The following is a 23911-nucleotide window of genomic DNA, read 5'->3' on the forward strand; positions in this document are numbered from 1 at the left end:
AGCCCTCAGCGACGCCAGCGACGCTAGCGACGTTTCTTCCGATTAATCGCCCACACGCGCGCGTGTAGCGCACCAATGGGAAACAGCGTCGCTTCCGTCGCTGGCGTCGCTCGCCCGCTGTAAATCGCAAACAAAGGAACTAGCGCGAAATCCTGTCGTATCGCGCTGCATGGACCTGCTCGGGTATCCTGCAGCGTGCTCCGTAGGAGACGTGCGATGCCCGACAATGCCCCGAGCGTGTTCCCTCCTTACAACCGCGCCCGCGTCTCCGAGCTGATCCCCTACGCCCGCAACGCGCGCACGCACTCGCCCGCGCAGGTGGCGCAGATCGCCGCCTCCATTCGCGAGTTCGGCTTCACCAACCCCATCCTCGTTGATGGGGAGCGCGGCGTCATCGCCGGTCACGGTCGCCTGCTGGCCGCGCGCCAGCTGGGCATGACCGAGGTGCCGACGCTGGAGTTGACGCATCTCACCCCTGCACAGCGCCGCGCCTACGTTTTGGCCGACAACCGCCTGGCGCTCTCGGCTGGCTGGGACGAGGACCTGCTGCGCGTGGAGCTGGCCGAGTTGGGCGCCGAAGGGTTCGACCTGTCGCTCACTGGATTCGACGAGCTGGAGATCGCGTCCTTCCTGGCCGAGCCCTCGTCGGGACTGACGGACCCCGATGCGGTCCCTCCCCCGCCTGAGACGCCAGCGTCGCGCCTGGGTGATGTCTGGCTGCTGGGTCGCCATCACCTGGTCTGCGGCGACTGCACCGACCCTGCCATTGTGGAAGCCGTGCTCGCCGGGGTGCGGCCCCACCTGATGGTCACCGATCCGCCGTACGGGGTGGAGTACGACCCGGCTTGGCGCAACGAGGCGCTAGAGGGCAGCAACACCCAGCGTACGGGCAAGGTCCTCAACGACGACCGTGCTGATTGGACCCAGGCCTGGGCGCTGTTCATGGGCGACGTTGCCTACGTCTGGCATGGCGCCCTGCACGCGGGCACCGTGGCGGACAACCTCACCGACTGCGGGTTCCAGATCCGGGCGCAGATTATCTGGGCGAAAGAGCGCCTGGTGCTCGGGCGAGGGCACTACCACTGGCAGCACGAGCCTTGCTGGTATGTGGTTCGGAATGGAGCGAAGGGCCATTGGGCGGGAGACCGCAAGCAGACCACCGTGTGGCATATTCCCAGCCGCGACCAGGACACCGACACCGTCCACGGCACCCAGAAGCCGGTCGAGTGCATGCGCCGGCCGATCGAGAACAACTCCTCGCCCGGGCAGGCGGTGTACGAGCCCTTCTCCGGCTCCGGCACCACCCTGATTGCTGCCGAGATGACCGGCCGTACCTGCCATGCCGTCGAGCTATCGCCCGCCTACGTCGATGTGGCGGTGCTCCGTTGGCAAGCCTTCACCGGGCTGGAGGCACGCCTGGAGGCCAGTGGGAGGACCTTTGCTGAGGTCAGGGCCGAGCGCCGCCCCGGCACCGCCGAGGAGGCCTGACATGGCCAAGGGCGGGCTCTACGTGCCCACTGCCGAGCAGCGCCGAACCGTGCGGGTCATGTCCGGCTTTGGCATCCCCCAGACCGACATCGCCACTCTGCTGGAGATCGACCCCAAGACGCTCCGCCTGCACTTTCGGCACGAGCTGGACCGAGGCGCGGCCGAGGCCACTGTCAAGGTCGCCCAGACGCTGTTCTCCATGGCCACCTCCGGCCAGAACACCGCGGCCTCGATCTTCTGGATGAAGGCGCGCGCGGGATGGCGCGAAAAGCACGAGGTGGTGCTCTCGGCTAAGCCGACCGGTGAGATGACCGACGCCGAGCTGGAGGAGGAGATCGCCCGCGCCCGGGCCGCTCGCCTTGTGCTCGACCGGGAGGCACCCAGCGATGGAGAGTGACCCGGCCTGGGAGCTCGGCCAACGGCGGGCCATCCGCCGCGAGTTCGGCCTCTGGTGCGAGCACGCCCTCGCTCCTCAAGGCATGGTGCCTGCCGCTCACCACCGCCTGCTGATCCGCGAGCTGCAAGCCGTGGCCGATGGGGTGCACGACCGACTGATGGTCTTCATGCCCCCGGGCTCCGCCAAGAGCACCTATACGTCTGACCTGTTCCCCGCCTGGTTCCTGGCCCAAGGGAAGGACCGCCGGGTGATTGCCACCTCCAACACCGCCGACCTCGCCGGCACCTTCTCCCGCCGGGTCAGGGGTCGCATCCGCAGCCACGGCCCCACTCTGGGCTACCGCCTGGGCCGCGAGGCGGAGGACCTCTGGACCACCAGCAACGGCGGCGAGTACCGGGCGGCCGGCATAGGCGGGGTGATCACTGGTTTACGCGCCGACCTCGCGCTGATCGACGACCCCGTGAAGTCCAGGGAGGAGGCGGACAGCGAGGCAAGGCGGAACCGAGTGTGGGAGTGGTACCAGGATGACCTCCGCACCCGCCTTCGGCCCGGCGCCGCCATCGTGGTGGTGCAGACCCGGTGGCACCAGGATGACCTCTCGGGCCGGCTGTTGGAGGCGCAGCGGGAGCGTTGGCGGGTGGTGTCGCTCCCCGCCGAAGCCGAGGAGGGTGACCCGCTGGGCCGAGCACCCGGCGAGATGCTGTGGGCCGACGACACCTACGGCTATGCCGCTTCCCTGGCCCGGGTGAAGGCGGAGGCCAGCACCCGCAGCTGGGCCGCGCTCTACCAGCAGCGGCCGGTGCCGGACACGGGCGACTACTTCCAGGCGGCCTGGCTGCACCCGGCCGACAGCCTGCCCGACCGGACCACGCTCCGGGTCTATGGCGGCTCGGACTACGCGGTCACCTCGGGTGGGGGTGACTGGACGGTGCATGTGGTGGTCGGCATGGACCCGCAGGGCCGGCTCTGGCTGCTGGATCTCTGGCGCGGGCAGGCGGCGGCAGACGCTTGGATCGAGGCGTTCTGCGACATCGTGCGCAAGTGGCGCCCGATTGGCTGGGCGGAGGAGACGGGGCAGATACGGGCGGGTGTGGGTCCCTTCCTGGAGCGGCGCATGCGGGAGCGCAGCGCCTATGTGGCGCGTCACCCCTTTCCCACCCGCGGCGACAAAGGCGTCAGGGCGCAGTCGATCCGAGGCAGGATGGCGCTGGACGGGCTCCATGTCCCGAGGAGCGCCTCCTGGCGCCAAGCCTTCGAGGCGGAGCTGCTGAGCTTTCCAGCCGGCAAGCACGACGACCAGGTTGATGCCCTTGGGCTGGTGGGGCAGCTGCTCGACCGCATGGTCCGAGGCGCCCCCGCCAAGCGCCAGGAGCCTGCACGGCGGGACGGGTACTCGCGCCTGTTTGGCCGCGTTTACGAGGAGGTGGGCAGGTCGTGGAAGACCGTCTGATGCATACCTTCCGCTCGGCATGGGGGTAGGAGAGGACACGGCCGCACAGGACGAAAAATAGTGGTCATTATCCCTCTGGCTGACGCTACACTTTTCTGGTCCCCGGGTGAGGTCCAATGCTCCTGTTCCACTCAGCCTCCATTTGCGCCAGCCATGTCTGATGAACGGCACCACACCATTCAGGACGTTTTTCGCGAGGATGGCCCGACAGCCGGTGGGCTCCGGATGGACTGGAAAGTGTTCCTCGCCTGTTGGGCCGCGGCAGCTTTTGTTGCACTTGCGCTGGGCCGCGACACCAGCTGGGACCTGAGGAACTACCACTACTACAACATCTATGCCCTGCTGGAGGGCCGCTGGGCGGTCGATCTCACTCCGGCCCGCGCGCACACCTTCCTCCATCCTGGGCTCGACCTCCCCTTCTACTTGCTGACCCAGAGCTATCTAAATGCGTGGCCGCGCTTGGTGTCGGTCCTACAGGCCAGCTATGCCGGACTGCTGGCCTTCCTCACCATCGCCGTGGCCAACCTCGTCCTGAACGGCAAGGCAGGACGGGTAACCCCTGCTACCGCGCTGGTCGCCTGCTTCGGATTGTCCGGCGCAGCGACGCTGCCCGAGATCGGCTCGACTTATAACGATATTCAAATTGCCTGCCTGGTCCTGGGTGCCCTGCTCGCACTCCTCCTGGCAGCAGGAGCCAGTGACGCGCACGAGGCGTCGAAGGCAACACGGCTGCGGCTAATAGCTGGGCTCTTGGGCGGCTGCGCAGTTGGCCTGAAGCTAACCGCCTTTATCTTCCCGCCCGCCCTTGCTCTCGCCGCAATCATCGCGACGCAAGGCGGCCTAGTGCTTAGGGCGCGTGCGGTGGCGCAGCTTTCCGTAGGCGGCGCGCTGGGCTTCGCCATTACTTATGGCCCGTGGGGCTGGTTCCTTTGGAACCGCTTCGGCAATCCCTTCGGCTCCTTCACCAACAACATCTTCCGTTCCCCCCTCTTCCCTTTTGTTAGCCAGCGCGACGAAAGCTTCCTTCCCGACAGCTTGGTCACCGCGCTGGCCTACCCGTTCATCTGGGCCCACCGTTCCACCGGCACAGTTCTAGAGCCAACGCTCGCTGACCCACGGTTTGCCGTCGGCCTGACTGCCCTTCTACTCGTCATCGGACTGGCCATGTGGCGCAGGTTTTCCCGCCCTTGCACCCCGCCTCCTTCACTTGAGGACCGCGCCGCCGCCCGTGCCGTCCGCACCGTGCTCGCCTTCACCCTGGCAAGCTATGTGATCTGGCTTGGGAACTTCTCGATCCTTCGCTACGCGATCCCAATGGAGGTGCTGCTCGGCATCCCCGTCTGGGCAGCCGCGCGCGAACTGCTCCTCGCCACTAAGCCCGAGGGAGGATTGGCCGCCGCAACAGCCCCGTTGCGCCGTGGAGCCACACTCGCCCTGGCCACAGCGCTAGGTGTCTCGGCCATTGTCACAGAATATCCCGCCCACCCTCGTGAGCCCTTCTTCTGGGAACGAGAACCTCGGGGAGCCGCAGTCTTGGCAGTCAGCCCAATACCCCTGCCGAAAGATTCGCTCGTCGTCCTGCTCGGCCCTGCGGTCTCCTTTGTCGCTCCCTTCCTGGACAGCCCTTCAGTACGCTTCGTCGGTGGACCCAATCCTAACTGGGCTGGTGTGGCCAGTGATCCGGCGAGCTACGCGGCCCAGGTGCTGCAGGAAGTCCGCCTGCATCGGGGACCAGCTTTTGTGCTGCTGGAAGACCCGGACGCCTATGATGAGGAAGCTGCTGAAGTTCTAGCCATCACCTTCGAACGGGCATCCTGCCGCCCCGTACCGAACAATCTTACAAAGGTCGTTCAACTCTGCCGCTGGCGGTAGTCACCGTAGTGGCGCAACCGGCAGAAGCGCAGTTTCCTGTGCTCCCATGACCTTACGCGACAATGCCTAAACTACTCGCCATTCAGGGCCGGCGCATGGAGGCTTCCACCTGTTCACCACCCAGCATCGACCGTTGCTCGGTGGTGAACATCCCCTGGTAGTGGACAAGGTATGCTGAGCAGGTCCGCTGAGCGCCAATTTCCGTCCGCCAGCGCCACCGCCGTCTTCCTGTGAGCGGACATTGAGCCTGAGCCAATGCGCGGTGGCGCCAAGCTCACCTAGCTGCCGCGTAGCCCAAGCGCAGAGACCAACTCGCCGAAGCGCCCGTGGTCGATCCGCAAGCGCTCCGCGAGGGCTTCGGGGCCGTCCTGTAGGATCTCGGTACCGGGCGGAAGGGCGGCCTTGAAACGTGCGGCGTCCGCTACCGCGCGGATCTCCCGCGCCAACTGCTCGACGATGGCGGGCGGCAGGCCGCGCGGTCCGAAGACGCCCAGCCAGGGTGAGGAGACCACGGTACCTGGTGCAACCTCGGGGAGGAGCGGCACGTCAGGAAACGCGGGCATGCGGGAGGAGCCCGTGTAGACGAGCGCGCGTAAAGTGCCGAACCGCACCCCTTCCGCGGTGACGCTCACGGGCTCAAGCGTTGCCTGCACCCGCCCGGCGAGGAGGTCGGTCAGGTTTGCCGCAGAGGTGCGATAGGACACGTGCTCGGCCTCGAAGCCCAGGGCGCGGCCGAGCGCTTCCATGTTCAGGTGCGCCAGCGTACCGATCCCAGCGGAGCCGTAGAGGACGCGGTTGGCGCGGGCGTAGCGGACGAAGCCGTCCAGGTCACGCGCGGGCAGGTCGCGGTGCACGGCCAGGAAGGCGTGCGGCACCGCCACGGCCGCTACGGGTGTTACGTCCCGCAACGGGTCGTAGCCGGTACCGCCTGGCGTCAGGTGCGGCTGCACGGCGAGCGCGGCCATCGCCGCCAGCACGAACGCGCTGCCATCGGCCGGAGCGCGGACCAGGTTCGCCACGCCGATCACTCCGCCGGCGCCGGGTATGTTCTCCACCACCACGGCCCCGCCAAGCTGCCTGGAGAGACCGTCGGCCAATAGCCGCGCCACCGTGTCGGTGACGTTCCCGGCTCCGTAGGGCACGACCAGCCGGATCGGACGGTCAGGCCAGGCGGCTCGCGCGGGCGATCCTCGTGACAGCAGCATCCCGGCCGCGGCCGCAATAACCGTGCGTCGGTGCATCGTGCCTTCCCCTTTCAGATCACACCGGCGTCGCGCAGCCGCACCAGATCATTCTCTGATAATCCCAGCTCACCGCTGAACACCTCGACATTGTGCTGGCCTATGGAAGGACCTGTGCGGTGCACGGCCCCGGGCGCATCAGGGAAGCGGGGCACGACATTCTGCATCCGCAAGGCCCCGAGCTGCTCGTCCGGCACGGTGATGATCGCCTCCCGCGCGGCGAGATGCGGGTCGGCGAAGACGTCGGCTATGTCGTAGATGGGTGCGAAGGCGACGGCGTGCGCGTCCATCGCCTCGGACCATTCCGAAAGGTCGCGCGCGGAGAGCGCCTCCGCCACGATCGCGTCGAGCGCCTCCCGGTGCCGCACCCGCTCGGGGTTCGAGGTGAAGCGCGGGTCGGCGAGGAGTTCAGGCCGACCGATCGCGGCGCAGAGCCGCTCGAACACGGTTTGGGTTGTGGCGGGTAGGCTTACCCAACGATCGTCGCGGGTGCGGTACACGTTGCCCGGGGCACCGTGCTGGCTCGTGTTGCCGTGCCGTCCCCGTACCTTGCCGAGTTGGTCGTACTCCGCCGGGAGGAAGTCCAGGACCCGCAGCATCGCTTCCAGCATCGAAAGGTCGATCTCCTGGCCGCCGAGCCGGGGGTCGCCGTCGCGTCGCCGCAGGGCCGCGAGGATTCCCATGGCACCGAACAACCCGCCTACGGCATCCGCGATGGGAAAGCCGGCGTGCAGCGGAGGGCCATCCGCCTCGCCGCAAATCGACGCGAAGCCCGACATGGCCTCGAACACCCGGGCGAAGCCGGGGCGGTTCCGATAGGGGCCAGTCTGCCCGAAGCCGGTCACGCGCAGGACGACGAGGCGCGGGTTGGCGGCGAAAAGGCGCTCTGCCGTCAGGCCCCACCGGTCCAGGGTGCCCGGGCGAAAGTTCTCCACCAGCACGTCGTAGCGGGGCAGCAGGCGGTCGAGCAGGGCAGCGCCCTCGGCCGTGCGCAGATCGATCGTCACGCCTCGCTTGTTGCGGTTCGTCACCTTCCACCAAAGCGGCACGCCGTCCTTGTACGGAGGCAGGGCGCGCAGGGCATCGCCCTTCCCGGGCAGCTCGACCTTCAGCACCTCGGCCCCTAAGTCGGCCAACAGGGTCGCGGACCAGGGTCCGGCGATGATGGTGGAGATGTCGAGGATCCGCACGCCCCGGAGGGGAGGGTCGGCCGGTCCGCTCATTCTGCGCGGGCTCCTGTGCGGGACACCACGCCGCGCCAGCGGGTCAGCTCCGACGTGACGAAGCGCGCGAAGTCCTGTGGCGTTGAAGCGATAATCTCGGCCCCCTGCTGCTCGACACGTTCCCGCACGCCTGGGCGACCGAGAGCCGCACGGATGCCATCCGCCAGCTTCGTGACGATGACCGGCGAGGTGCCTGCGGGCACGAACACGCCGTTCCAACCGACCGCATCGTAGCCGGGCAGGCCGGCCTCGGCGAGTGTGGGCACTTCGGGCAGCACGGCCGAACGGCTGGTACCGGACACGGCGAGGGCATGCAGGCCGCCGTCGCGGATGTGGCCCAGCGTGGTGAGCACGACGTCCATGGTCATCGAGACCTCGCCGGCTAGCGTCGCCGTGACCTGCGGCCCAGCCCCCCTGTAGGGCACGTGAGTGAGGGTGATCCCGGCCTGATCCCGGAAAAGCTCGGTGAAAAGGTGTGCGGCGGTGCCGTTGCCTGCCGAGGCGTAGGTGACTGTCCCTGGCCGCTGGCGCGCCAGCGCCACAAGCTCGGGCACGCTTCGCGCGGGAACGGAGGGGGGCACAACCAGCGCGTAGACCTGGGACGCCGCCTGCGTGACCGGGATGAAGTCGCGGGCGGCGTCGTAGGGCAGGTTGGAGTAGATCGCCGGGCCAATGCCATGGGTCGCGATCGTGCCCATCAGGAGCGTACGGCCGTCGGGTGCTGCGCGGGCCACTGCGGCGGTACCGACGCTGCCGCCGGCTCCGGCACGGTTCTCCACGACTACGGGTGCCCCCAACGCCTCGCCAAGAGGGCCGGCAATCAGGCGCGCAATCACGTCCGTTGCGCCTCCGGGGGGGAAGGGCACGATGAAGGTGATGGGACGGTCGGATAGCGGGCTCGGGGTCTGCGCTCCTGCTGGGATCGGGCATCCCAGAAGCAGGCCAAAGAAGAGCAGGGCGGCAAAAGTGAGCGGAGGTCGTCCCATGGCTTCGGTTTCCTTCCTTTTGCCGCCGTGGCGACTTTTCCCCGGAGCATCTGTTGCCGCCGGTCCGGATGGAAGAGTGTTTCAGATATTCGACTTCCGGATAGGAGTACGCGAGTGGATCTGGCACGGCTGATGAGCTTCGTCCGGATAGTCGAGGCGGGAAGCCTATCCTCTGCCGGAGCCTCACTCGGGGTCTCTCAGCCCACGCTCACCCGCCACCTGGCGGATCTGGAGCAAATTCTTGGTGCGCCCCTGCTTCACCGCACGGGCCGGGGCGTCGTTCCGACCGAGGCTGGGCAGCGGGCCTTGGTCCGGGCCAGATCGATCCTCGCAGAAGCCGAGCGCATGCGCGCCGAGGTCACGTCCGAACGGCGCATACCCTCGGGGCCAGTCTTGCTCGGCATGCTGGCCTCGGTCGCCGAAGCGCTGATCCCGACGCTGGTCCCGAGAATACAAGCCTCTTTCCCCGACATTCGCCTGAGGGTACGCGAGGGCTTCAGCGTGCAGGTGGAGGCATGGCTAGCCGCGGGAGAGGTCGATCTTGGTGTCTTCAACACTGCTCGTGTCGTGCGGACGGGTGCCGCTGCCGAGGATCTCCTTTCCAGCACCCTGGTGCTGATCGGCCCGCCTGATGCGCAGCTCGGTACGAGCGAGCCGTTGAGGAGCCTGAACGGCCGGGACCTGATCCTGCCTGCGACGGGGAACAACATCCGGCGTTCTGTGGAGGATGCCTGCGCAAGGATCGGCTTTGCGCCAAAAGTGGTGTTCGAATTAGACTCGGTGAACTCGATCCGCCGGCTAGTCTCGGCGGGCGTTGGCTGGAGCGTGCTCCCGGAACATGCCGTCGTGGAGCAGGTGGGGGCAGGCAATTTGAAGGCTGCCAAGCTTCGCGAGCCGCATCTGGTGCAGCACATCTTGCTCGCCCCAACCAAACGCCGCCAACCGAGTTCCGCCGTGCAGGCTGTAATGCGGCTCGTTCGGGATGTGGCGCACGAGCGGTCCCCTCCACCTTCGGCGCGAGTGAACTTGGATTAAACCAAGCCTCAGGACGCTCTGCGGCCAAGCGCCCGCTGGCGTGCCCTCTAACCTGGCTGCTCAGCGGGCGTGGCCCCGTGGCGCCAAGTTTACGCCCATTCCGAAAAACTCGACACGCGTCGAAGTCGTCACCCGCCGCAATCACTGATGCCGCTCCAGTGCCGAGCAGAAGCGCCGGCTGCCCGACTGCCCTAAGAGACTGTGGTGCCGAACATGAGGACGGGCTTTGTACGGGGCCGCAGCGGTTACAGGTCAGACCGTCGATGTCCGCCTTTCCGCACGGCCATCTCCGAAGCAGGATGGCCGCAATCGGCCGAATCTCGCTGTCCGGAAGTCAGGCCTTGGATGCTGAGGAGCAGCATCTCCGCTGGTTCAGCTAGTGCCCAGTCGGCCAAGGATTCGCGCTACCGTGGTGTGGGTCCACACCGCCCTACCCCGCGGCGTCGGCACCCCTCAATCCGTCAGCGCCCGCGCGATCCCCCGGCGTGTGATGATACCTTGAGCGCGGAGCGCTCCCAGCTCCAAGCCGAGCTGGTGTGCCGTGCGGGTGGCCTGCTCCCGCCGAGACTGGGCTGCAGCCGATGCACAGGGCGGCCTGGGTGGCCACCATTCCCGGTCCCCGCCCAGCACCGCCCCGCGGGCCCGTGCCGCCGCCAGCGCCGCCTTCATTCGCTCCGAGATCACCTCCCTCTCCTTCTGCCCCATGGCTGCGTAGACCCGCATCATCAGGTCGTCCGCACCAGGCATGTCGGCGGTGTGGTAGGGTCGCGAGCTCAATCCCATCCACGCCTCTGCGCCTCAGGTCCGCTTCGCGCCCGTCGCAGCGGTCGGACGTCTGAGAACACCTTCTCCGAAGCGGACGAGACACTCAGAGCAGACCAGCAATCTCGTCCTCCCGTGTCGTCGACGATTCAATGACACCTTGACGGCCTCCTTCGTCGCTGGAACGATCAACGCGTGATCCACCGCTGCGCCAAGCCCGTGCCGTCGAAGAAGTGCCCCGCAAGGGGCACCCTGGATCGTCGCGCTTAGTAAAAGCACAGCGCCAGAGGATCAGGTTGGACCCCGCCGGTTGGACGGGGTCACCTTCAGGTCCCGTCTCCGGCACAGGAGGAGACGGACCATTATGCAAGCGAACCACCGCAGCCCCATTAGCCCGGCACCGGGCGGCCTCTGGCTACCGCTCATCACGCCATTCCGCGATGGCGTGCTGGACGAAGCGTCCGTGCGAAGACTGGTGCGGCATTATGCTGCCGAGGCGATCGACGGGCTGATCCTCGCTGCCACGACAGGCGAGGGCCTGACCCTCGACAAGGAGGAGGTGGAGCGCCTCGTCGCCCTCACCGCGGAGGAACTGACCGCGGCCGGGCGGCGCCTGCCCGTGTTCCTGGGCCTCTCCGGCAGCGACACGCGCAAGCTGATGAAGGCGCTGGAGCACAGCGCAGCTTGGCCGATCGACGGCTACTTGATCGCCTGCCCCTACTACACGCGCCCCTCCCAGGAGGGGATGGTCCGGCACTTCTCCGCCCTTGCGGAGGGCGCGGCACGGCCGATCATGATCTACAACATCCCCTACCGAACGGGCGTGAACCTCGGCAATACGGCAATGCTGGAACTTGCGGCGCACCCGAACATCGTCGGCGTGAAGGATTGCTCGGCCGACATGGCGCAGTCGCTCGACCTGCTCCGCCGCAAGCCGGCTGGCTTCTCCGTGCTAACCGGAGAGGACGCCCTGTTCCATACCATGCTGGCCGGCGGCGCCGATGGCGGCATCACCGCTTCCGCACATGTCGGGATCGGCGTCTTCGTGGCCGTGCACCGCCTGCTGCGCGATGGTGAGGCTGCCCGGGCACTGGCCGCGTGGCATGCCATCTGCGACCTGCCGCGGCTCCTCTTTGCCGAGCCGAGCCCCGCGCCGATCAAGCACTGGCTCTGGCGCGCCGGGCTGATCGGTAGTCCGGAGGTACGGTTGCCGATGGTGCCGGTGAGCGACGGGCTCGCCGACCGGATCGACCAGGAAGTGGAGCGGCTCCGGGCGTCGGGCCTGGACGGAGCACGGGCGTGAGGCTCCTTTACCTCGCCTCCTCCCCTTATGCGCGGAAGTCGCTAGTCTGCGCGCACGAGCTCGGGCTGGGCCAGAAGCTGAAAGTCGTTTCGGTCGAGACCAGCCCCATCCGGTCCAGCCCCGAAGTCAACCGGGTTAACCCTCTCGGCAAGGTGCCCGTGCTGCTGCGGGAGGGCGGGCCTGACCTCTTCGACTCGGTCGTGATCTGCGAGTACTTCGACAGTCTGGCCGAGGGTGCGACGCTGTTTCCTCCGGCCGGGGAGGAGAGGTGGCGATCCCTGCGGAGGCACGCCCTCGCGGATGGGCTGTGCGACGCGGCGATCGCGATCCGCCGCGAGCGGAACCGGCCACCCGCGCTGCGGTGGTCGGATTGGGAGCAGGCGCACCTGCGCAAGCTCGACCAGGCCTATGCCCTGCTCGAAGGGGAGGCGGTGCTGCCGGATGAGCCCGTCGAGATCGGGCAGATCGCGCTGGCGACTGCGCTCGGCTGGATCGAGTTCCGCGCTGTTGGCAATGACTTCCGTCGAGGGAGGCCGCGCCTGGCTTCCTGGTACGACGCTTTCCGCCGCCGCCCGTCCATGCTCGCAGCACCGGTGTCGGACTGCTGAAGTGCCGGGAGGGGGAGCCGCATGCCGCCGGGCACGGCTCCTTCGCCGAGAGGAGCTTTCCCGCAACTGGCGCCGGAAAACTGCCATTTCGCTCGCGGCCAGACCCGGACATATCGACGCGATCCGCTCAGGGCGGACAGGGCCGATCTGCAGCTATACTCCTAACCGCGCGATGACCCGCGCTACAGTCGTGTGGGTCCATACCGCCCTGCCTTGCGGGGTCGGCACCCCTCTCCTCGTCAGCGCACGCGCAAGCCCCAGGTGCGTGGTGACCCCTTCGACCCGGATGGCTTCCACTTCCAAAGCAAGCCGGTGCGCCGTGCGGATTGCCTCCTCCTGCCGGGCCTGGGCTGCTGCTACTGCGCATGGCGGAGTGGGCGGCCTCCACCCTCTGTTCCCACCCAGCACCGCCCCACGGGCCCGCGCAGCGGCTAGCGCCACCCGGGTCCGCTCCGAGATGAGTTCCCGCTCCTTCTGCGCCATGGCGGCATAGACCCGCATCATCAGATCGTCCGCACCGGGCATGTCCGCAGCGCGGATAGACAATCCCTCTTCCAGCAACCCAGAGAGGGTGTGGGCGCGCCGGGTGATCCGATCGAGCCGGGCGGCGACCAGCACCGCCCCGAGCTGCCGGCAGCGGGTCAGCGCCGCCTGGAACCCTGGTCTGCGATCGTCCTTGCCCGAGGCAATGTCCTGGTACTCGGCGACCAAGGTCCAGCCCTCGCGCTCGACGAACGCCCGGACGCTGGCCTGCTGAGCCTCTAGCCCGAGGCCGCTGTGCCCCTGTTCGGCGGTGGAGACCCGGTACAACGCCACCGCATAGCGGGGCTGAGTAGGGGAGCGACGCGGGGCGGCCATCAGCCCTGCTCCCCAGCGGCGATGCGGTAGACGCTGTAGCTGCCCTTCGCACCCTGAGACCCGGCCCCGACCTGTCGCACCCGCTCCAGCACCTCGACCGCGTGTCCCCTCTTCTTCAGCCCCGCCAGGAAGCCACGGACGGTGTGCTGCGCCCAACCGGTCGCCTCCATGACCTGGGCGATGGTCGTGCCCTCAGGGTGGCGGAGAAGGGCCAGGACAGCCTGCTGCTTGGTGCCCTCTCGCGGGCGGCGTGGGGCGGAGGTGTCCCGAGGCCGACGAGCTCCGCCACCGCGGCTCAGGGCCGCCCTGAGCGCCTCCATGGCACCTGGCAGGGCCGAGCGCTCCACGCCTGCGTCCCAGGCCACCAGCAGGGTCGTGGCGGCCGCACGGAGCGAGGTGTGGCTCAGTTGCGCGGCAGGAGGGTCGATAGGCGCCTCCTGGCCATTCGGCGCGGCGACGGAGTCCGACTGCCCTTCCCCGCCCTCCTGCGCGTCCGCAGTAACCCTTTGACCCGTCTTCACCGTGACCGGCGCTCCGACCGCCTTGAGTCCAGCCGGAGTGATCCGCAGCACCATTGCAGGGCCACCCTCCGGATTAGACACTTCCTCCAGAAACCCGGCCCTCAGCATGCTCTGGAGCACCGCATTTCGAGCAGCGGCTGGCAGGTTCCGAGGCGCCTCGGCCAGCCGTGCCGGGTGCTGGGCAGCGGCGGTGAGGATAATCGCCTGGGTGGGGGAGAGCGGCTTCGTCATCGTCAGGTCCCTGCATCGGACCCGGTCAGTCGGGTCCTACGACCCAGAGCCCTGACGAGAGCCGGTCAGGGTGCACGGGAGGGAAGCAAGCAACCCGCGGCTGACCATTCGCTCTGACTTGCGAAGTAAGCAAGCGCCTTAGTGGCGCGTCTCCACCAGGAGCTCGGCGCGGCCATGCAGGCGGGCCGGCTCCGGCACGACGGCAACCCGGCGCTGGAATGGTGCATCAACAACGTGGTGGGACACCTCGACGCTCGCGGCAACGTCTACCCGCGCAAGGCACGCCCAGAGCAGAGGATTGACGCGGTGGTAGCCGTCATCATGGCGCTTAAACGCCCTATCAGCGGCGAGGGTGGCAGTATCGACATGCATGCCTTCTTAGCCGATCCGCTGTTCCTGTGAACCCCAGCATCGCGGCAGCCTGTTCGTCACCAGCCATGGACCGTTGATCGTGGTGAACAGCGAGCGCACCGGGCAGCCCTCTACACCTCCCCAGGGCAAACTCCAGTCCTGCCCTGGTGCAGTCCATCCTGCACAAGACATGACCAGGACGTCACGCGGCACGTGCGGCAGGAACCTGAGCTTGCACTTTAAGCCTTTCGAATATTAGCTCGTGCAGGGGCCCGACACAGAGGCCTGAAAGAGGAAACCCATGACCGGATTTGATCCTTTGCCTTCGCGCGGACCGGACCGACTGCCACCGCGCGAGCGCCACCGCCTGAACATTCGACACGCGGTACTCGGTCTAGCCCTGGCCTTGACGGCGGCCTCAGGCATTTCTCAGGCGGTAGCCCAGACATCATCTGTGCAGACCTGCGAGCTTGGCGACCTGCGCTTTGAAAGCGGCGCGATGATCCCGAACGCCCGGATGACCTACATCACGCATGGCACCCTAAACGCTGAGCGTAGCAATGCGATTCTCTCGATTCATGGCCTGCGAGGCAACCGCGACGCGCAAAGCTTCCTGGCAGGGCCCGGTCGCGCGCTCGACACAACGAAGTATTTCGTTATCCAGCCCGATACACTCGGCGTCGCCTCCGTCGATCCAAATGCTACCACCTCTCCGACCCGGTCGGGGATGAACATGAGCTTCCCGCGTTTCACGATCCGCGACATGGTGCAGGCTGAGTACCGCCTGATCACGGAGTGCCTGACTATTCGGCACCTAGTCGCTGTGACCGGAATTTCGATGGGCGGGAACGGTGCGCTGCAGTGGGCGGTGAGCTACCCCGACTTCATGGACGCTGTGATACCGGTTGTTCCAATGGCTCATGCCAGCTCGCAAACGGCCTTCATCTGGGAACTTGCGCGCCAAGCCATCATGCTGGACCCGAAGTGGCGCGACGGAGACTATCCTGCTGACGACCCGCCGCGTCGCGGCACCGGTGTCGGCATCAATATCCAGAACGCCTTCGGTTTCTCTCCTGAGTCCTTTTCCGAAATGTATAGCGACCGTGCCGCGGTGGACCGCTTCGTCGCAACAAGCTCCGAACAGCTCGGCAACACAACGCAGGCACGTGATTGGGTGTACCGCACCTGGGCGATTGTGAACCATGACATCGCGGCGGCGCCACCCTTCAACGGCGACTTGCGTGCCGCAGCGCGCGCCATCAAGGCGCGCCTGCTCCTAATCCCGAACTGCTTCGACCAGTTGCACACGCCCGGTGCAGGCGGCGTGATGGAGCTTGCGGCCAACGCGCCGAACGCCAAGATCGTGGACATCGACGATATTCTTGGCCACAGCGGCAACTCCTCGCCCCGCGGCGTGACAGTCATCACGGCGGAGGTCCAGAGCTTGCTCCAGCGCATTGCGGATGGGCGTCGGGGCTTCGGTGGCCCGAGCTTTCCACGGCACTGGACTCGAGCGGACCGCTGCCCGGGTTAAGTTCGTTGAACTTGTCCCTTTCCGGCGAGTAGCAGTCGCAGCCTGGAGCAAAATCTCCAGGCTGCATAAGCCGTGATGCCCCCGCTCTCGGCCGGAGCCATGCGCACGTTTATGCGGTCGCTCTTGCCATCACTCTCGGGTCCGCCGTGTGCGTCCGCGCTCCGAGGCCGGTCGGCGTCGGCGCGCCGCACACGTGTAGTGCCCCAACCAGCGCCGCTTGGCCCAGCACGCCTTTAGCCATGAGGCGCTCCACCTGCAGGGCGAGGCGGTGCGCCCCATGTTCCGCCGCGTCCCGCCGCGCCGGGGCGGCCGCAGCCGCGTCCGGCCCGGCAGCCGGCGGATGCCTCCTGGCCGCGCCCAACACCTCCCCACGCGCCCGTGCATGCGCCAGCGCCGCCCGCGTGCGCTCCGAGATCAGCTCCCACTCCTTCCCCCCATGGCCGCAAAGACTCGCATCATCAGGTCGTCCGCGCCCGGCATGTCGGCGGCGCGGATCGAGATGCCCTCCTCCAGCAAGCCCGACAACGAGTGCGCCCGCCGGGCGAGTCGATCGAGACGCGCGGCGACCAGCACCGCCCCGAGCTGCCGACAACGGGCCAGCGCTGCCTGGAACTCCTGCCTGCGATCGTCCTTACCTGAGGCAATGTCCTGGTGCTCGGCCACCAGCGTCTAGCCCTCGCGCTCGACCAAGTCGCCGACGCTGGCCTGCTGAGCCTCCAGCGCGAGGCCTGAGTGCCCCTGCTCGGCTGTGGACACACGGTATAGCGCCACCGCGTAGCGGGGCTGGATCGAGGAGAGACGAGGTACCGTTATCAGCCCTGCTCCCTAGTCGCGATGCGGTAGACGCTGTCTTGTCCGCGGCTGATACGAACCGGAGTATTACCGGGCAACGACGCAGGTGCGCTGGCGCCCGGCTTGCTTCAAGCGTCCCAATTGCGATGAACCTCGCTATTCAGGCAGCCTGAGTGCTGTAACTCGGATCATCGCCCTTCCTATCCCAGTTTTTCCAGAAGTCTCCAAATCCGCTTACTATTTCACCCACGGAAGGTAGCCGCCCTGCGCTCCGTCGGAATCCGAGCAGAAAGGCGAGGTAAGCTTCGCCAAGGCCGGACGTGAGGGTGGCGGCTACCCCAGCATTCAGAAAACTTCCGCCTGGCACGAGCTTGAGAAGCTGACCGACAATGAGGCGCCCGGCAGCTGTCGCTGCCACGCAACCGATTATACTCGATGCGAGCGGAACAAGTGCATCGGTAGTACCCTCAATTCCGAAGCGAAGGGATACACCAACGATCATTCCTACTTGGATAGGTACGATTGTGATGGCATCTGAGAAGGGTAGTGGTATCGCAGCAGCGGCACCTGCCGTGGTCGCCGCGCCAACTATGATCTTCCGAGCGTCGGCGGTCTTCAGGTCGAAGTCTACGTCCTGGGCGGCCACGAAGGCGCTTCGCACTGCCTCAGGAAGTAGGCGAAAGGTGGTCTGTACGAGCTCTGGTAGGCCGGCGGTATCCCGAAAGCCGCCCATGGGCAGCGCCCGCACTGGCACAATGGCATCCGCCATTCGGGCAAGCTTCTCGATCTCATCTTTAAATTCAGGAAACATGCCATGCTTCGTGAGGACTACGGCAGTGGGTATACCCTCGTTCTTGAGGGCTTCTACCAGCTTCTGCTCCGCGTCCTCAAAGCGTAGCGCCGGCTCCTGCACACAGACCCATCCGATGTGAATGTGCTGACGCGGATCAGCACTGCTGCGCCCCTTGGCAATCTCGTCTTTAAGGGCTTTCCAGGTCTCGACATACTCAGAAGTTTCGAGTCCCTTTGTATCGAGGATACGAAGCGGATGGTTCTCACGCTCGTACCACGTTGCATGCTGCGTTACCGGCCGTCCCATTGCAGTCTTTGCGAAATGCTCCCCAAAAACCGCATTGATAAGGGTCGATTTACCGGTGCCAGTCCGGCCCGCAACGATGATGTTGATCTTTCCGAGTTTCGCCCTCTGCTCCTTCAAGGCATCGTTTAGGATTGCTGTGAGCCGCTCCCAATCGAGAGAGGGTGCGGCCGCAGAAGCTTCAAAGAGTGGTTGTTTTTGCATCAGCGCAGCTCATACGTTGCGTATTCATAATGGCATGTACTGCTTTCAAGTTCCACCATTTGGCACAAGAAAACCCGCACCTGCCCGCTTACGTTCCATCTGCCGGTATGCCCATGAGCCCACTCTCTCGCGCTAGGCTAACCGCCGTGCGTAGGCGGTCTGGCGTCGCGATGGGCGGCGCGCCACGACCAACCCCAGGGGTGAGCGTCCAGCCTGCCTCCTCGAGGACGATCCTAAGCCGGAGAAGCGTCTTGCCCCGAGCGCGTGCGTCGGCGAGGCCGCGGCCGACTGACCAGTAGACGTGCTGGGCCAGTATCCACGATTCAAAGACATGTTGCAGGAATGCGGCGGCTGGCTCGTCCGTCCGGACCAAGGCCTCACGCCGTGCGCGCGCCAGCGGAAGTCGGTCCGCACGCTCGAACGCTTCTGGCTCCAGTGGCGCTTCTCTGATGCAGAACGCGAGAGCATTGGCGATCGCAGCAGCCAAACCAGCCTCGCCGGGTGCAGCCATGGTAGCGTCGATCGCGTCCATGGCATCAGTGGGCGTGCGCAGCTCGGTGTTGGCCAGCCAAGCTCCGGCACTGACTGCTCCCTCTCTGTCGGGAACCTGCGACAAAAAGACGCGGACTAGCCCGGTGCTGGAGCGGGGTCCACCTTCAAGGACGCCAGTCATCCAATGGAACAGCGCCTCAAGCGCGAGGCGGAATGCCTGCCGCACCTGCATTCGCCTCCAAGCGGTCCACGCCTGCTCCACATCACCTTCCGGCAGGAAGTTGGTGGGGGAGCCGCACATGGTGCGGCGGAGGAGCTTCAAGTCGGGCCCTGCGGCCGTGGCCGCGGCCGCAACCATTAGCGAAACGCCTGCGCTGCGCTCTCGAGAGGCGGAGGGACCTGCGAGCGCGAGGGCCATGGCGCGACGCTCGGCGGCAGTTGGTGCATCGAGGGCCCAACCGTCCCTCCAGGCGCGAACCTCCTCCGTTGAGGCGTCGACTACGCCAAGCACGGAGAAGGCGGAGTGCGTGAGGCGGTCTATGATTTGTGCCTCAAAAGCATCCAAGGCGGCTTGCACTGCTGGAGCCGGGCTCGCGCGCATGGCACCCGATAGGTCAGGGTCGGGTTCGAGCCAGCCGAGGGTCCTCATGGCGGGACCATAGGTGATAGCGGCGGTGAACGCCGTTGACTGCGCGCGGGCCTTCCGGCGGTCGCGCCACTCGGTGCCGCCGAAGCGGTAGGTCGCCTTTCGTAGGAGACTGTTGAGGACATCGCGCCCCGGCAGGTCCGCTCCGCCCTCGTGCAAGAAGTGAGACCAAGCGTAGAGCACTTCCACCCGGTCTACGAAGTCCTTTAGCTCATCCACTGGCACGGTGCTTCGGCCTGCCTGCCGCGCGCAGACCGCAGCCCGACGCCAAGCCCAGGTCGTCACCACATACGGCCGCACGTGACGACCAACATTATTGATGCCAGGGAGGACTTGGTCCATCAAGCCGAAGTTGATCTGCCTTAGCCCCAGGGGATCAACGCCGCCGATCTTGGGCGGCCGCGTTGCCACGAAGCGTGGCTCCATGGCATCTGCCGCCGCCTGAGTGAGCTCAGCCAAACTCAGTTCCGGCATCCTTCAGATTTCCTCACAGAGGAGCACGCTCCCGCAGCAATCGAGAGCGCGTGCCACGCTCCGCTGCCTGAGCCTCTGAGCCTCGTTTCGTGGCAGGACCCTGCCGTGCTTTGGGCAGAAGTCTGCTCCCCTAGCGACAGTCAGAACCTTACGGCGGTCTGCCTCATTAGCGATCGCGCGCTCCAGCAGAGGCCACTCCCGATCTTCGGCCTTCAAGTCTGGGTAGCAGCCGGATGCACGCCCCAGCCTCATGTCGGCCAAATAAGCCCGAATTTGCTCGGGCATGGTGATAACGGTACCCAACCTGCTCCACGAGGATAGGAGATCGGCGTTCGGCGCCAGCAAGGCTCGGAACCTCTCGACAGAGGAGACGTCGGGTGCTGAACCATTCGGATTGAGACCGATCCTCAGCACTCTGAAACGCGCCCGCTTGAGCGCGTCATCGGTGTCGGGTTCTAGCACGAGGGCGACGAGCGCGGTGGCGGCGGCGGCCTGCTTGAAGGCCTCGGGCACATTGCCTTCGGTGAAGGCCACAACTAAGCGATGCAGATAACGCTGAGCGGTCACGGCGTCGGGTCGCAGGCGGTCGCACACATACTGGGTCAGCTCGAAGGCCGTCGCGTAGTCACGGTGGATAAGGGTGCCCTCTACGAGCAATACGAAAAGGCGCTCGAAGTTATCCAGTGCTTTGGCGGCCTCCGCGTCCGCTTTCGGTAGCTGCCGCCGTCCGGACGCAACCTGCGCCCCCGTCTCGGTGTCGCCATCGTCCTCGTCCTCATCGCTGGCGTGACCATCCGCCGCCCCAGGCAGCGGTCCTCGACACTCCCGCAGCACGGCGAACAGGCCCTCCAGGAAGCGCTTCCAGCCAGACGTCCCTCCCCCTCCAATCGTGACTGGGCCCGTTGGCGCGGCGGGGCCGTCGAGCAGCCCCGCGATGCGGGCCGTTCCTCCCGGGTCGGCTTCACTCCCACCGCCACCTGTACCAGCTGCCGGCGCGCCGCGGCTGAGGCGATTCGGGTTCTCAACGGCCCAGCTCATTACGGCAGCCACGTCGGCGGGCACTTCGGTCCCAGCCAGCATGGCGAAGAGCCTGGAGGCGATGGGGCCGGCGCGGCGGACTATCTCGGCAAAGGCTGCGAAGGATACAAAGCCTTCCGCTGCGGCTCCGCCCACTTCGAGACGCAGTACCAAGCGCGTGCCCTTCCACCCCTCCAGCTCCAGGCCTGGGGAGTGCAAAGAGAAGGAGCCACCCGCCCGCACCACAGTCGTGCCGAGCGCGCGACGGCCCTCCGCAGAAACAGCGAATGCGTCGGCTGGCCCGGTCAAGCTCCCGAGCATCACCCGCCCGGTGACCTCGTCACCATTCAGAACAGCACGCAGGACGCCGCCTTTTGCCTCGAGATCGGCTCCATTGTCGTCCTCGGCCGGTCGCTCCGTGAGGGGCTCGGCTGGCTGCCAGTTCCATCCAACAGTGGCCTCGCGCTGAATGCGCACGACACAGGCCTCGACGTTGCCTCCTCCACCGAGCGCCGCCGTGGTGGCGTTGGCGCTCCCGGAAAGTACGAGGCGGCCCTTACGGCACACCACCTCAAATAGCTTTGCGTGCAGGAGGCGGGCCTTGTCAGAGGGGTCCACCGCATCGAGTACTTCGACGCACACGGGCTCGACTTTGACGTTCGCGGCGCGAGGCCAGTTCGAGCCGGCCGTCCCCTCGACCACACCGCCACGATGGGCGTGGACGTAGGCTCTGCTGAGGCCGAGCCTGCGGCAGAGTCGGTCCAGTGCGACGCCGCCGTCCCAGAAAGGCGAGGCGACGGCAAGACGTTCGGCGCCGCCCAACTCGTCGGCTAACTCTGAGAGCTGTTCCAGGATCGGGCGCTCAAGGCTGTGCAGAAGCCGCACGCGCCCTGGCCGAGCGCCAGGGGCTGCGGCGCGCCTTAAATCCTCGGCAACGCGCAAGCAGCCTGCTTGGGCGTCGTGCCGAACTCGGCGCGTGTCGGCCAGTGCTTCAAAGAAGCTTGCAGTGTCGTCCATGGCATCCGCAGCAAACCCTGCGTGCAGATGATCAAACGCCTCTAGATTGCCGCCCCAGCCACCGAAGGTGAGATTGCCGGAGCCGACTACGAGGTGGGTTTCGGTATCGGACGCGAGGACGATGAGCTTGGGGTGGAACACGCGTCCGCCTTCAATGGCGACCGGCTCGACCTCATAATCCCGGCCTACCCGGCGCGCTCCGAGCTCCGAGAGCGCGCTCCGGACGCCCTCAACGTCAGCCAACACCAGAGCCTCCCGAGCACCGTTGCGGATAAGACCGTCGAGCACCACGGATTCGAAGAAGGATAAGCTAAGCGCGTAGGTGGTGAAGGAGACGCGCTGCCACGGATGGGCCTGGAGGAGGTCAAGCGGGGAAAAAGGACTCATCCAGTCAGGACCACCATTTTGATGCTATATCGTACTATATATTCGTGTTCTGCGTCGAGATATCTTTGCTGAGTCCAACCCACGGCTTCACTGCTACCACGTTAAGCCAAGCTTCCCCGGCCCGCCTCGCGCGGACGTCGGCGGACGTCCAAGCTTCGGCGACCTCGATCCGGAACCCCTTCATAGCCGCAAGCAGCGTCATCTCTGTATGGTCCACGAACAGGCGTCCGTCCAACCGACGTTCACCTTCGCCCAGCTTGAATGACATGTACCAGGCGCCGCTGGGACGGAGGGCGCCTGCAAGGCGCGCGGCGATCCCAGGGAATTCCTCAGCCGGGATGTGCAGAAGGGATGCGCAGGCCCAGATGCCATCGAACTCTTTATGCCAGGTCACGTCCTCGAACCGCATCTGGAGGACCTCCAACCTCCCCGCTACTCGCTCCCGCGCCAAGCGTACCATCTCGGCGGAGGCGTCAAAGGCAACCACTGAGTAGCCCCGCCCTGCAAAAGCCAGCGCGTCCCGCCCGACGCCGCATCCCGCGTCGAGGATCCGCCCGCCTACAGGCACATGCCGAAGGAACCGCTCGTAGAAGAGCGACATATCGAGGTGGGCAGTCTGGGCGGCGAAAGTCGCGGCGTTGCGATCGTAGAAGGTGACCGTATCTTCCGCCGGGTCAGTCATCCTTGCCCACCTCGGCTGGCTGCCACTTATGGACCAGAGCATCAAGCGCGATCCTCTGCCGCAAGCGGAGGAAGGAAGCCCTTGCCTCCCTGTCGACGCCCGTCTGCAGCATGATCGTTTCACGAAGCGGATGGTGGCTGTCCACGAGCCAGTTGTTGCGTTCATGCAGGCGGGCGACGAGCCGATCGGAGGGTACGGCCGCGAACTTGCCTCGCTCGCCCCGGTTACAGGTGCGGCACGCGAGCACGAGGTTCCAGACGTTGTCCGCATCCCGCATCTCGCCCCGCTCCTTGAGCACCCATGGAAAGAAGTGGTCCACTTCGGTGGCCGCCAGCGGCACCTCATTCCGGCAGTAGAAGCAGCGGCCGCGCTGATACCCGTTCAGGGCACCGCGAACCCGGGTCAGGCTCGTACGCCGGATGCGGTGATCGGCTGGGAGGTAGAGGAGGTCCTGGGCTGCGTCCGCCTGGACCGCGATGCCTGCCCGTGGAAGATCCAAGTACCAGGCCGTCTCTACCAAGCGCCAGCGAGCCTCAGCCTCGTCAGCGAGACCTCCACCTTGTAACGATATCGTAAGATTTCGGAGGTTGTCTGTGAGGCGGATAGCACCCCCGCCCCGACCTCCATTTCGCTCGTCCTCAAAGAAGCGCATAGGGACGGGACCGCCGCCGACGACGTGGAAGGCGTCGAGGACGTTGTTGAAGCCCAGCCGGGCTGTGGTGCCAATTAGCGCGTCCTCAGAGAGTTCGCCCCGGTTAAAGGTGCGGCAGGCGTCAAGGAACTTGCTTGATGGCGAGGTGGTCTGCTTGTCGACCAGCCTCAGGTGCTCGCACAGGTGCCGGGCGAAGGGTGCAGCAAGCTCCTCCAAGGGCACTCGCTCGTCGTCGCGTGCAGCAATTTCAAGCAAGGTCTTGGCAAGGGCGAATTTGTAGGACGCTACGTTGCGGCCGAAAAGAACTACCGCGCGCCAGTTGGCATCAAACGTAGGAGCTTGGGCGAGGAAATTGGTCACGCGGCGGTCCGGTTCAATGCGGTTGCCTTCAGCGTATCATCATAGCAGCGGGCGGGGTGCTACGTTAGCAGGCGGCAGTCGAGCCCTGGGGCATATGACCACCTCGGCTTCGTCATCTGTGGCTAGGACAAGTAACGCCCGCTGCGGGTCGCGCCGACTCTCCGGCAGCCGTTCGGATTGCCATCGCTTGCACATGCCAGGATAATTAGCTTGTCGGCTGAACTTAAATCCG

General features: G+C 66.2%; 21 protein-coding genes. 9 read left to right on the forward strand and 12 right to left on the reverse strand.

Translation table 11 applies throughout. The features are described 5' to 3' along the window. Positions 1-216: 216 nt before the first annotated feature. From ACFFIC_RS15115 to ACFFIC_RS15130, 4 genes are all read left to right on the forward strand, one after another. The gene (locus ACFFIC_RS15115) at positions 217-1488 is read left to right on the forward strand and encodes a site-specific DNA-methyltransferase (RefSeq protein WP_377051750.1); all 1272 of its coding nucleotides are present in this window, start codon (positions 217-219) and stop codon (positions 1486-1488) included. 1 nt (position 1489) lies between these two features. After that, positions 1490-1885 carry a hypothetical protein gene (locus tag ACFFIC_RS15120; protein ID WP_377051752.1) on the forward strand — a complete coding sequence of 132 codons (396 nt, stop codon included), beginning with the start codon at positions 1490-1492 and terminating at the stop codon, positions 1883-1885. Continuing rightward, a complete protein-coding gene (gene terL, locus ACFFIC_RS15125) occupies positions 1875-3335 on the forward strand; it encodes a phage terminase large subunit (RefSeq protein ID WP_377051754.1) in 1461 nt (486 codons plus the stop codon). Before ACFFIC_RS15120 ends, terL begins: the two co-directional genes overlap by 11 nt. 153 nt (positions 3336-3488) lie before the next feature. Further along, on the forward strand, positions 3489-5207 hold the full coding sequence (locus ACFFIC_RS15130; protein ID WP_377051756.1) for a hypothetical protein: 1719 nt from the start codon (positions 3489-3491) through the stop codon (positions 5205-5207). Positions 5208-5485: 278 nt separating this feature from the next. Here the strand turns inward: ACFFIC_RS15130 and ACFFIC_RS15135 are convergent, their stop codons facing one another. Genes ACFFIC_RS15135 through ACFFIC_RS15145 form a run of 3 tightly spaced genes read right to left on the reverse strand, consistent with a single transcriptional unit; the run spans position 5486 to position 8657 of the window. Then, positions 5486-6448, reverse strand: a complete 963-nt coding sequence (locus ACFFIC_RS15135) for a Bug family tripartite tricarboxylate transporter substrate binding protein (protein ID WP_377051758.1) — start codon at positions 6446-6448, stop codon at positions 5486-5488. Between the two features lie 14 nt (positions 6449-6462). Further along, positions 6463-7671, reverse strand: coding sequence for a CaiB/BaiF CoA transferase family protein (locus tag ACFFIC_RS15140; RefSeq protein ID WP_377051760.1), 1209 nt, complete (start codon positions 7669-7671; stop codon positions 6463-6465). Further along, on the reverse strand, positions 7668-8657 hold the full coding sequence (locus ACFFIC_RS15145) for a Bug family tripartite tricarboxylate transporter substrate binding protein (protein WP_377051762.1): 990 nt from the start codon (positions 8655-8657) through the stop codon (positions 7668-7670). Before ACFFIC_RS15145 ends, ACFFIC_RS15140 begins: the two co-directional genes overlap by 4 nt. 114 nt (positions 8658-8771) lie before the next feature. Between ACFFIC_RS15145 and ACFFIC_RS15150 the strand changes: the two genes are divergently transcribed. After that, entirely contained in the window at positions 8772-9692 is a 921-nt protein-coding gene (locus ACFFIC_RS15150) for a LysR family transcriptional regulator (RefSeq protein WP_377051764.1), read from the forward strand. A gap of 453 nt (positions 9693-10145) precedes the next feature. Here ACFFIC_RS15150 and ACFFIC_RS15155 read toward each other — a convergent pair whose 3' ends face one another. Then, positions 10146-10469, reverse strand: a complete 324-nt coding sequence (locus tag ACFFIC_RS15155; RefSeq protein ID WP_377051766.1) for a recombinase family protein — start codon at positions 10467-10469, stop codon at positions 10146-10148. Positions 10470-10818: 349 nt separating this feature from the next. Here ACFFIC_RS15155 and dapA point away from each other — a divergent pair, with 349 nt between their 5' ends. After that, a complete protein-coding gene (dapA, locus tag ACFFIC_RS15160) occupies positions 10819-11757 on the forward strand; it encodes a 4-hydroxy-tetrahydrodipicolinate synthase (protein WP_377051768.1) in 939 nt (312 codons plus the stop codon). After that, entirely contained in the window at positions 11754-12365 is a 612-nt protein-coding gene (locus ACFFIC_RS15165; protein WP_377051770.1) for a glutathione S-transferase family protein, read from the forward strand. Before dapA ends, ACFFIC_RS15165 begins: the two co-directional genes overlap by 4 nt. Before the next feature lie 153 nt (positions 12366-12518). Here the strand turns inward: ACFFIC_RS15165 and ACFFIC_RS15170 are convergent, their stop codons facing one another. Then, complete coding sequence (locus tag ACFFIC_RS15170; protein ID WP_377051772.1) at positions 12519-13223, reverse strand: recombinase family protein; 705 nt, start codon at positions 13221-13223, stop codon at positions 12519-12521. After that, positions 13223-13975: a DUF3489 domain-containing protein gene (locus ACFFIC_RS15175; protein WP_377051774.1), complete on the reverse strand. Its 753-nt coding sequence runs from the start codon at positions 13973-13975 to the stop codon at positions 13223-13225. The genes ACFFIC_RS15170 and ACFFIC_RS15175 overlap by 1 nt, the downstream gene beginning before the upstream one ends. 141 nt (positions 13976-14116) lie before the next feature. Between ACFFIC_RS15175 and ACFFIC_RS15180 the strand changes: the two genes are divergently transcribed. Then, positions 14117-14377 (forward strand): terminase TerL endonuclease subunit, encoded by a 261-nt coding sequence (locus ACFFIC_RS15180; protein ID WP_377051776.1) that lies wholly within the window; start codon positions 14117-14119, stop codon positions 14375-14377. 250 nt (positions 14378-14627) lie between these two features. Further along, positions 14628-15860, forward strand: coding sequence for an alpha/beta fold hydrolase (locus tag ACFFIC_RS15185; RefSeq protein WP_377051779.1), 1233 nt, complete (start codon positions 14628-14630; stop codon positions 15858-15860). A gap of 414 nt (positions 15861-16274) precedes the next feature. Here the strand turns inward: ACFFIC_RS15185 and ACFFIC_RS15190 are convergent, their stop codons facing one another. The 6 genes from ACFFIC_RS15190 to ACFFIC_RS15215 form a co-directional block, all read right to left on the reverse strand. Continuing rightward, the gene (locus ACFFIC_RS15190; protein WP_377051781.1) at positions 16275-16523 is read right to left on the reverse strand and encodes a recombinase family protein; all 249 of its coding nucleotides are present in this window, start codon (positions 16521-16523) and stop codon (positions 16275-16277) included. 289 nt (positions 16524-16812) lie between these two features. Next, positions 16813-17952 (reverse strand): GTPase, encoded by a 1140-nt coding sequence (locus ACFFIC_RS15195; protein WP_377051783.1) that lies wholly within the window; start codon positions 17950-17952, stop codon positions 16813-16815. An 88-nt stretch (positions 17953-18040) separates the two neighbouring features. Then, entirely contained in the window at positions 18041-19564 is a 1524-nt protein-coding gene (locus tag ACFFIC_RS15200; RefSeq protein ID WP_377051785.1) for a hypothetical protein, read from the reverse strand. Positions 19565-19567: 3 nt separating this feature from the next. Further along, on the reverse strand, positions 19568-21985 hold the full coding sequence (locus tag ACFFIC_RS15205; protein WP_377051787.1) for a hypothetical protein: 2418 nt from the start codon (positions 21983-21985) through the stop codon (positions 19568-19570). Positions 21986-22019: 34 nt separating this feature from the next. Next, positions 22020-22667, reverse strand: a complete 648-nt coding sequence (locus ACFFIC_RS15210; protein WP_377051789.1) for a class I SAM-dependent methyltransferase — start codon at positions 22665-22667, stop codon at positions 22020-22022. Then, a complete protein-coding gene (locus tag ACFFIC_RS15215; protein ID WP_377051791.1) occupies positions 22660-23679 on the reverse strand; it encodes an HNH endonuclease in 1020 nt (339 codons plus the stop codon). The genes ACFFIC_RS15210 and ACFFIC_RS15215 overlap by 8 nt, the downstream gene beginning before the upstream one ends. Positions 23680-23911: the final 232 nt, after the last annotated feature.

This window comes from Muricoccus vinaceus, from assembly GCF_042433125.1.
GTDB classification, from domain to species: Bacteria; Pseudomonadota; Alphaproteobacteria; order Acetobacterales; family Acetobacteraceae; genus Roseomonas; species Roseomonas vinacea.

Bases quoted from the DNA above. Each gene is read 5' to 3' on its own strand.
- ACFFIC_RS15130 (WP_377051756.1), top strand. From the start codon at position 3,489: ATGTCTGATGAACGGCACCACACCATTCAGGACGTTTTTCGCGAGGAT.
- ACFFIC_RS15175 (WP_377051774.1), bottom strand. From the start codon at position 13,975: ATGACGAAGCCGCTCTCCCCCACCCAGGCGATTATCCTCACCGCCGCT.
- ACFFIC_RS15185 (WP_377051779.1), top strand. From the start codon at position 14,628: ATGACCGGATTTGATCCTTTGCCTTCGCGCGGACCGGACCGACTGCCA.
- ACFFIC_RS15200 (WP_377051785.1), bottom strand. From the start codon at position 19,564: ATGCCGGAACTGAGTTTGGCTGAGCTCACTCAGGCGGCGGCAGATGCC.
- ACFFIC_RS15135 (WP_377051758.1), bottom strand. From the start codon at position 6,448: ATGCACCGACGCACGGTTATTGCGGCCGCGGCCGGGATGCTGCTGTCA.
- ACFFIC_RS15140 (WP_377051760.1), bottom strand. From the start codon at position 7,671: ATGAGCGGACCGGCCGACCCTCCCCTCCGGGGCGTGCGGATCCTCGAC.
- ACFFIC_RS15210 (WP_377051789.1), bottom strand. From the start codon at position 22,667: ATGACTGACCCGGCGGAAGATACGGTCACCTTCTACGATCGCAACGCC.
- dapA (WP_377051768.1), top strand. From the start codon at position 10,819: ATGCAAGCGAACCACCGCAGCCCCATTAGCCCGGCACCGGGCGGCCTC.
- ACFFIC_RS15195 (WP_377051783.1), bottom strand. From the start codon at position 17,952: ATGCAAAAACAACCACTCTTTGAAGCTTCTGCGGCCGCACCCTCTCTC.
- ACFFIC_RS15205 (WP_377051787.1), bottom strand. From the start codon at position 21,985: ATGAGTCCTTTTTCCCCGCTTGACCTCCTCCAGGCCCATCCGTGGCAG.
- ACFFIC_RS15115 (WP_377051750.1), top strand. From the start codon at position 217: ATGCCCGACAATGCCCCGAGCGTGTTCCCTCCTTACAACCGCGCCCGC.
- ACFFIC_RS15145 (WP_377051762.1), bottom strand. From the start codon at position 8,657: ATGGGACGACCTCCGCTCACTTTTGCCGCCCTGCTCTTCTTTGGCCTG.
- ACFFIC_RS15120 (WP_377051752.1), top strand. From the start codon at position 1,490: ATGGCCAAGGGCGGGCTCTACGTGCCCACTGCCGAGCAGCGCCGAACC.
- terL (WP_377051754.1), top strand. From the start codon at position 1,875: ATGGAGAGTGACCCGGCCTGGGAGCTCGGCCAACGGCGGGCCATCCGC.
- ACFFIC_RS15170 (WP_377051772.1), bottom strand. From the start codon at position 13,223: ATGGCCGCCCCGCGTCGCTCCCCTACTCAGCCCCGCTATGCGGTGGCG.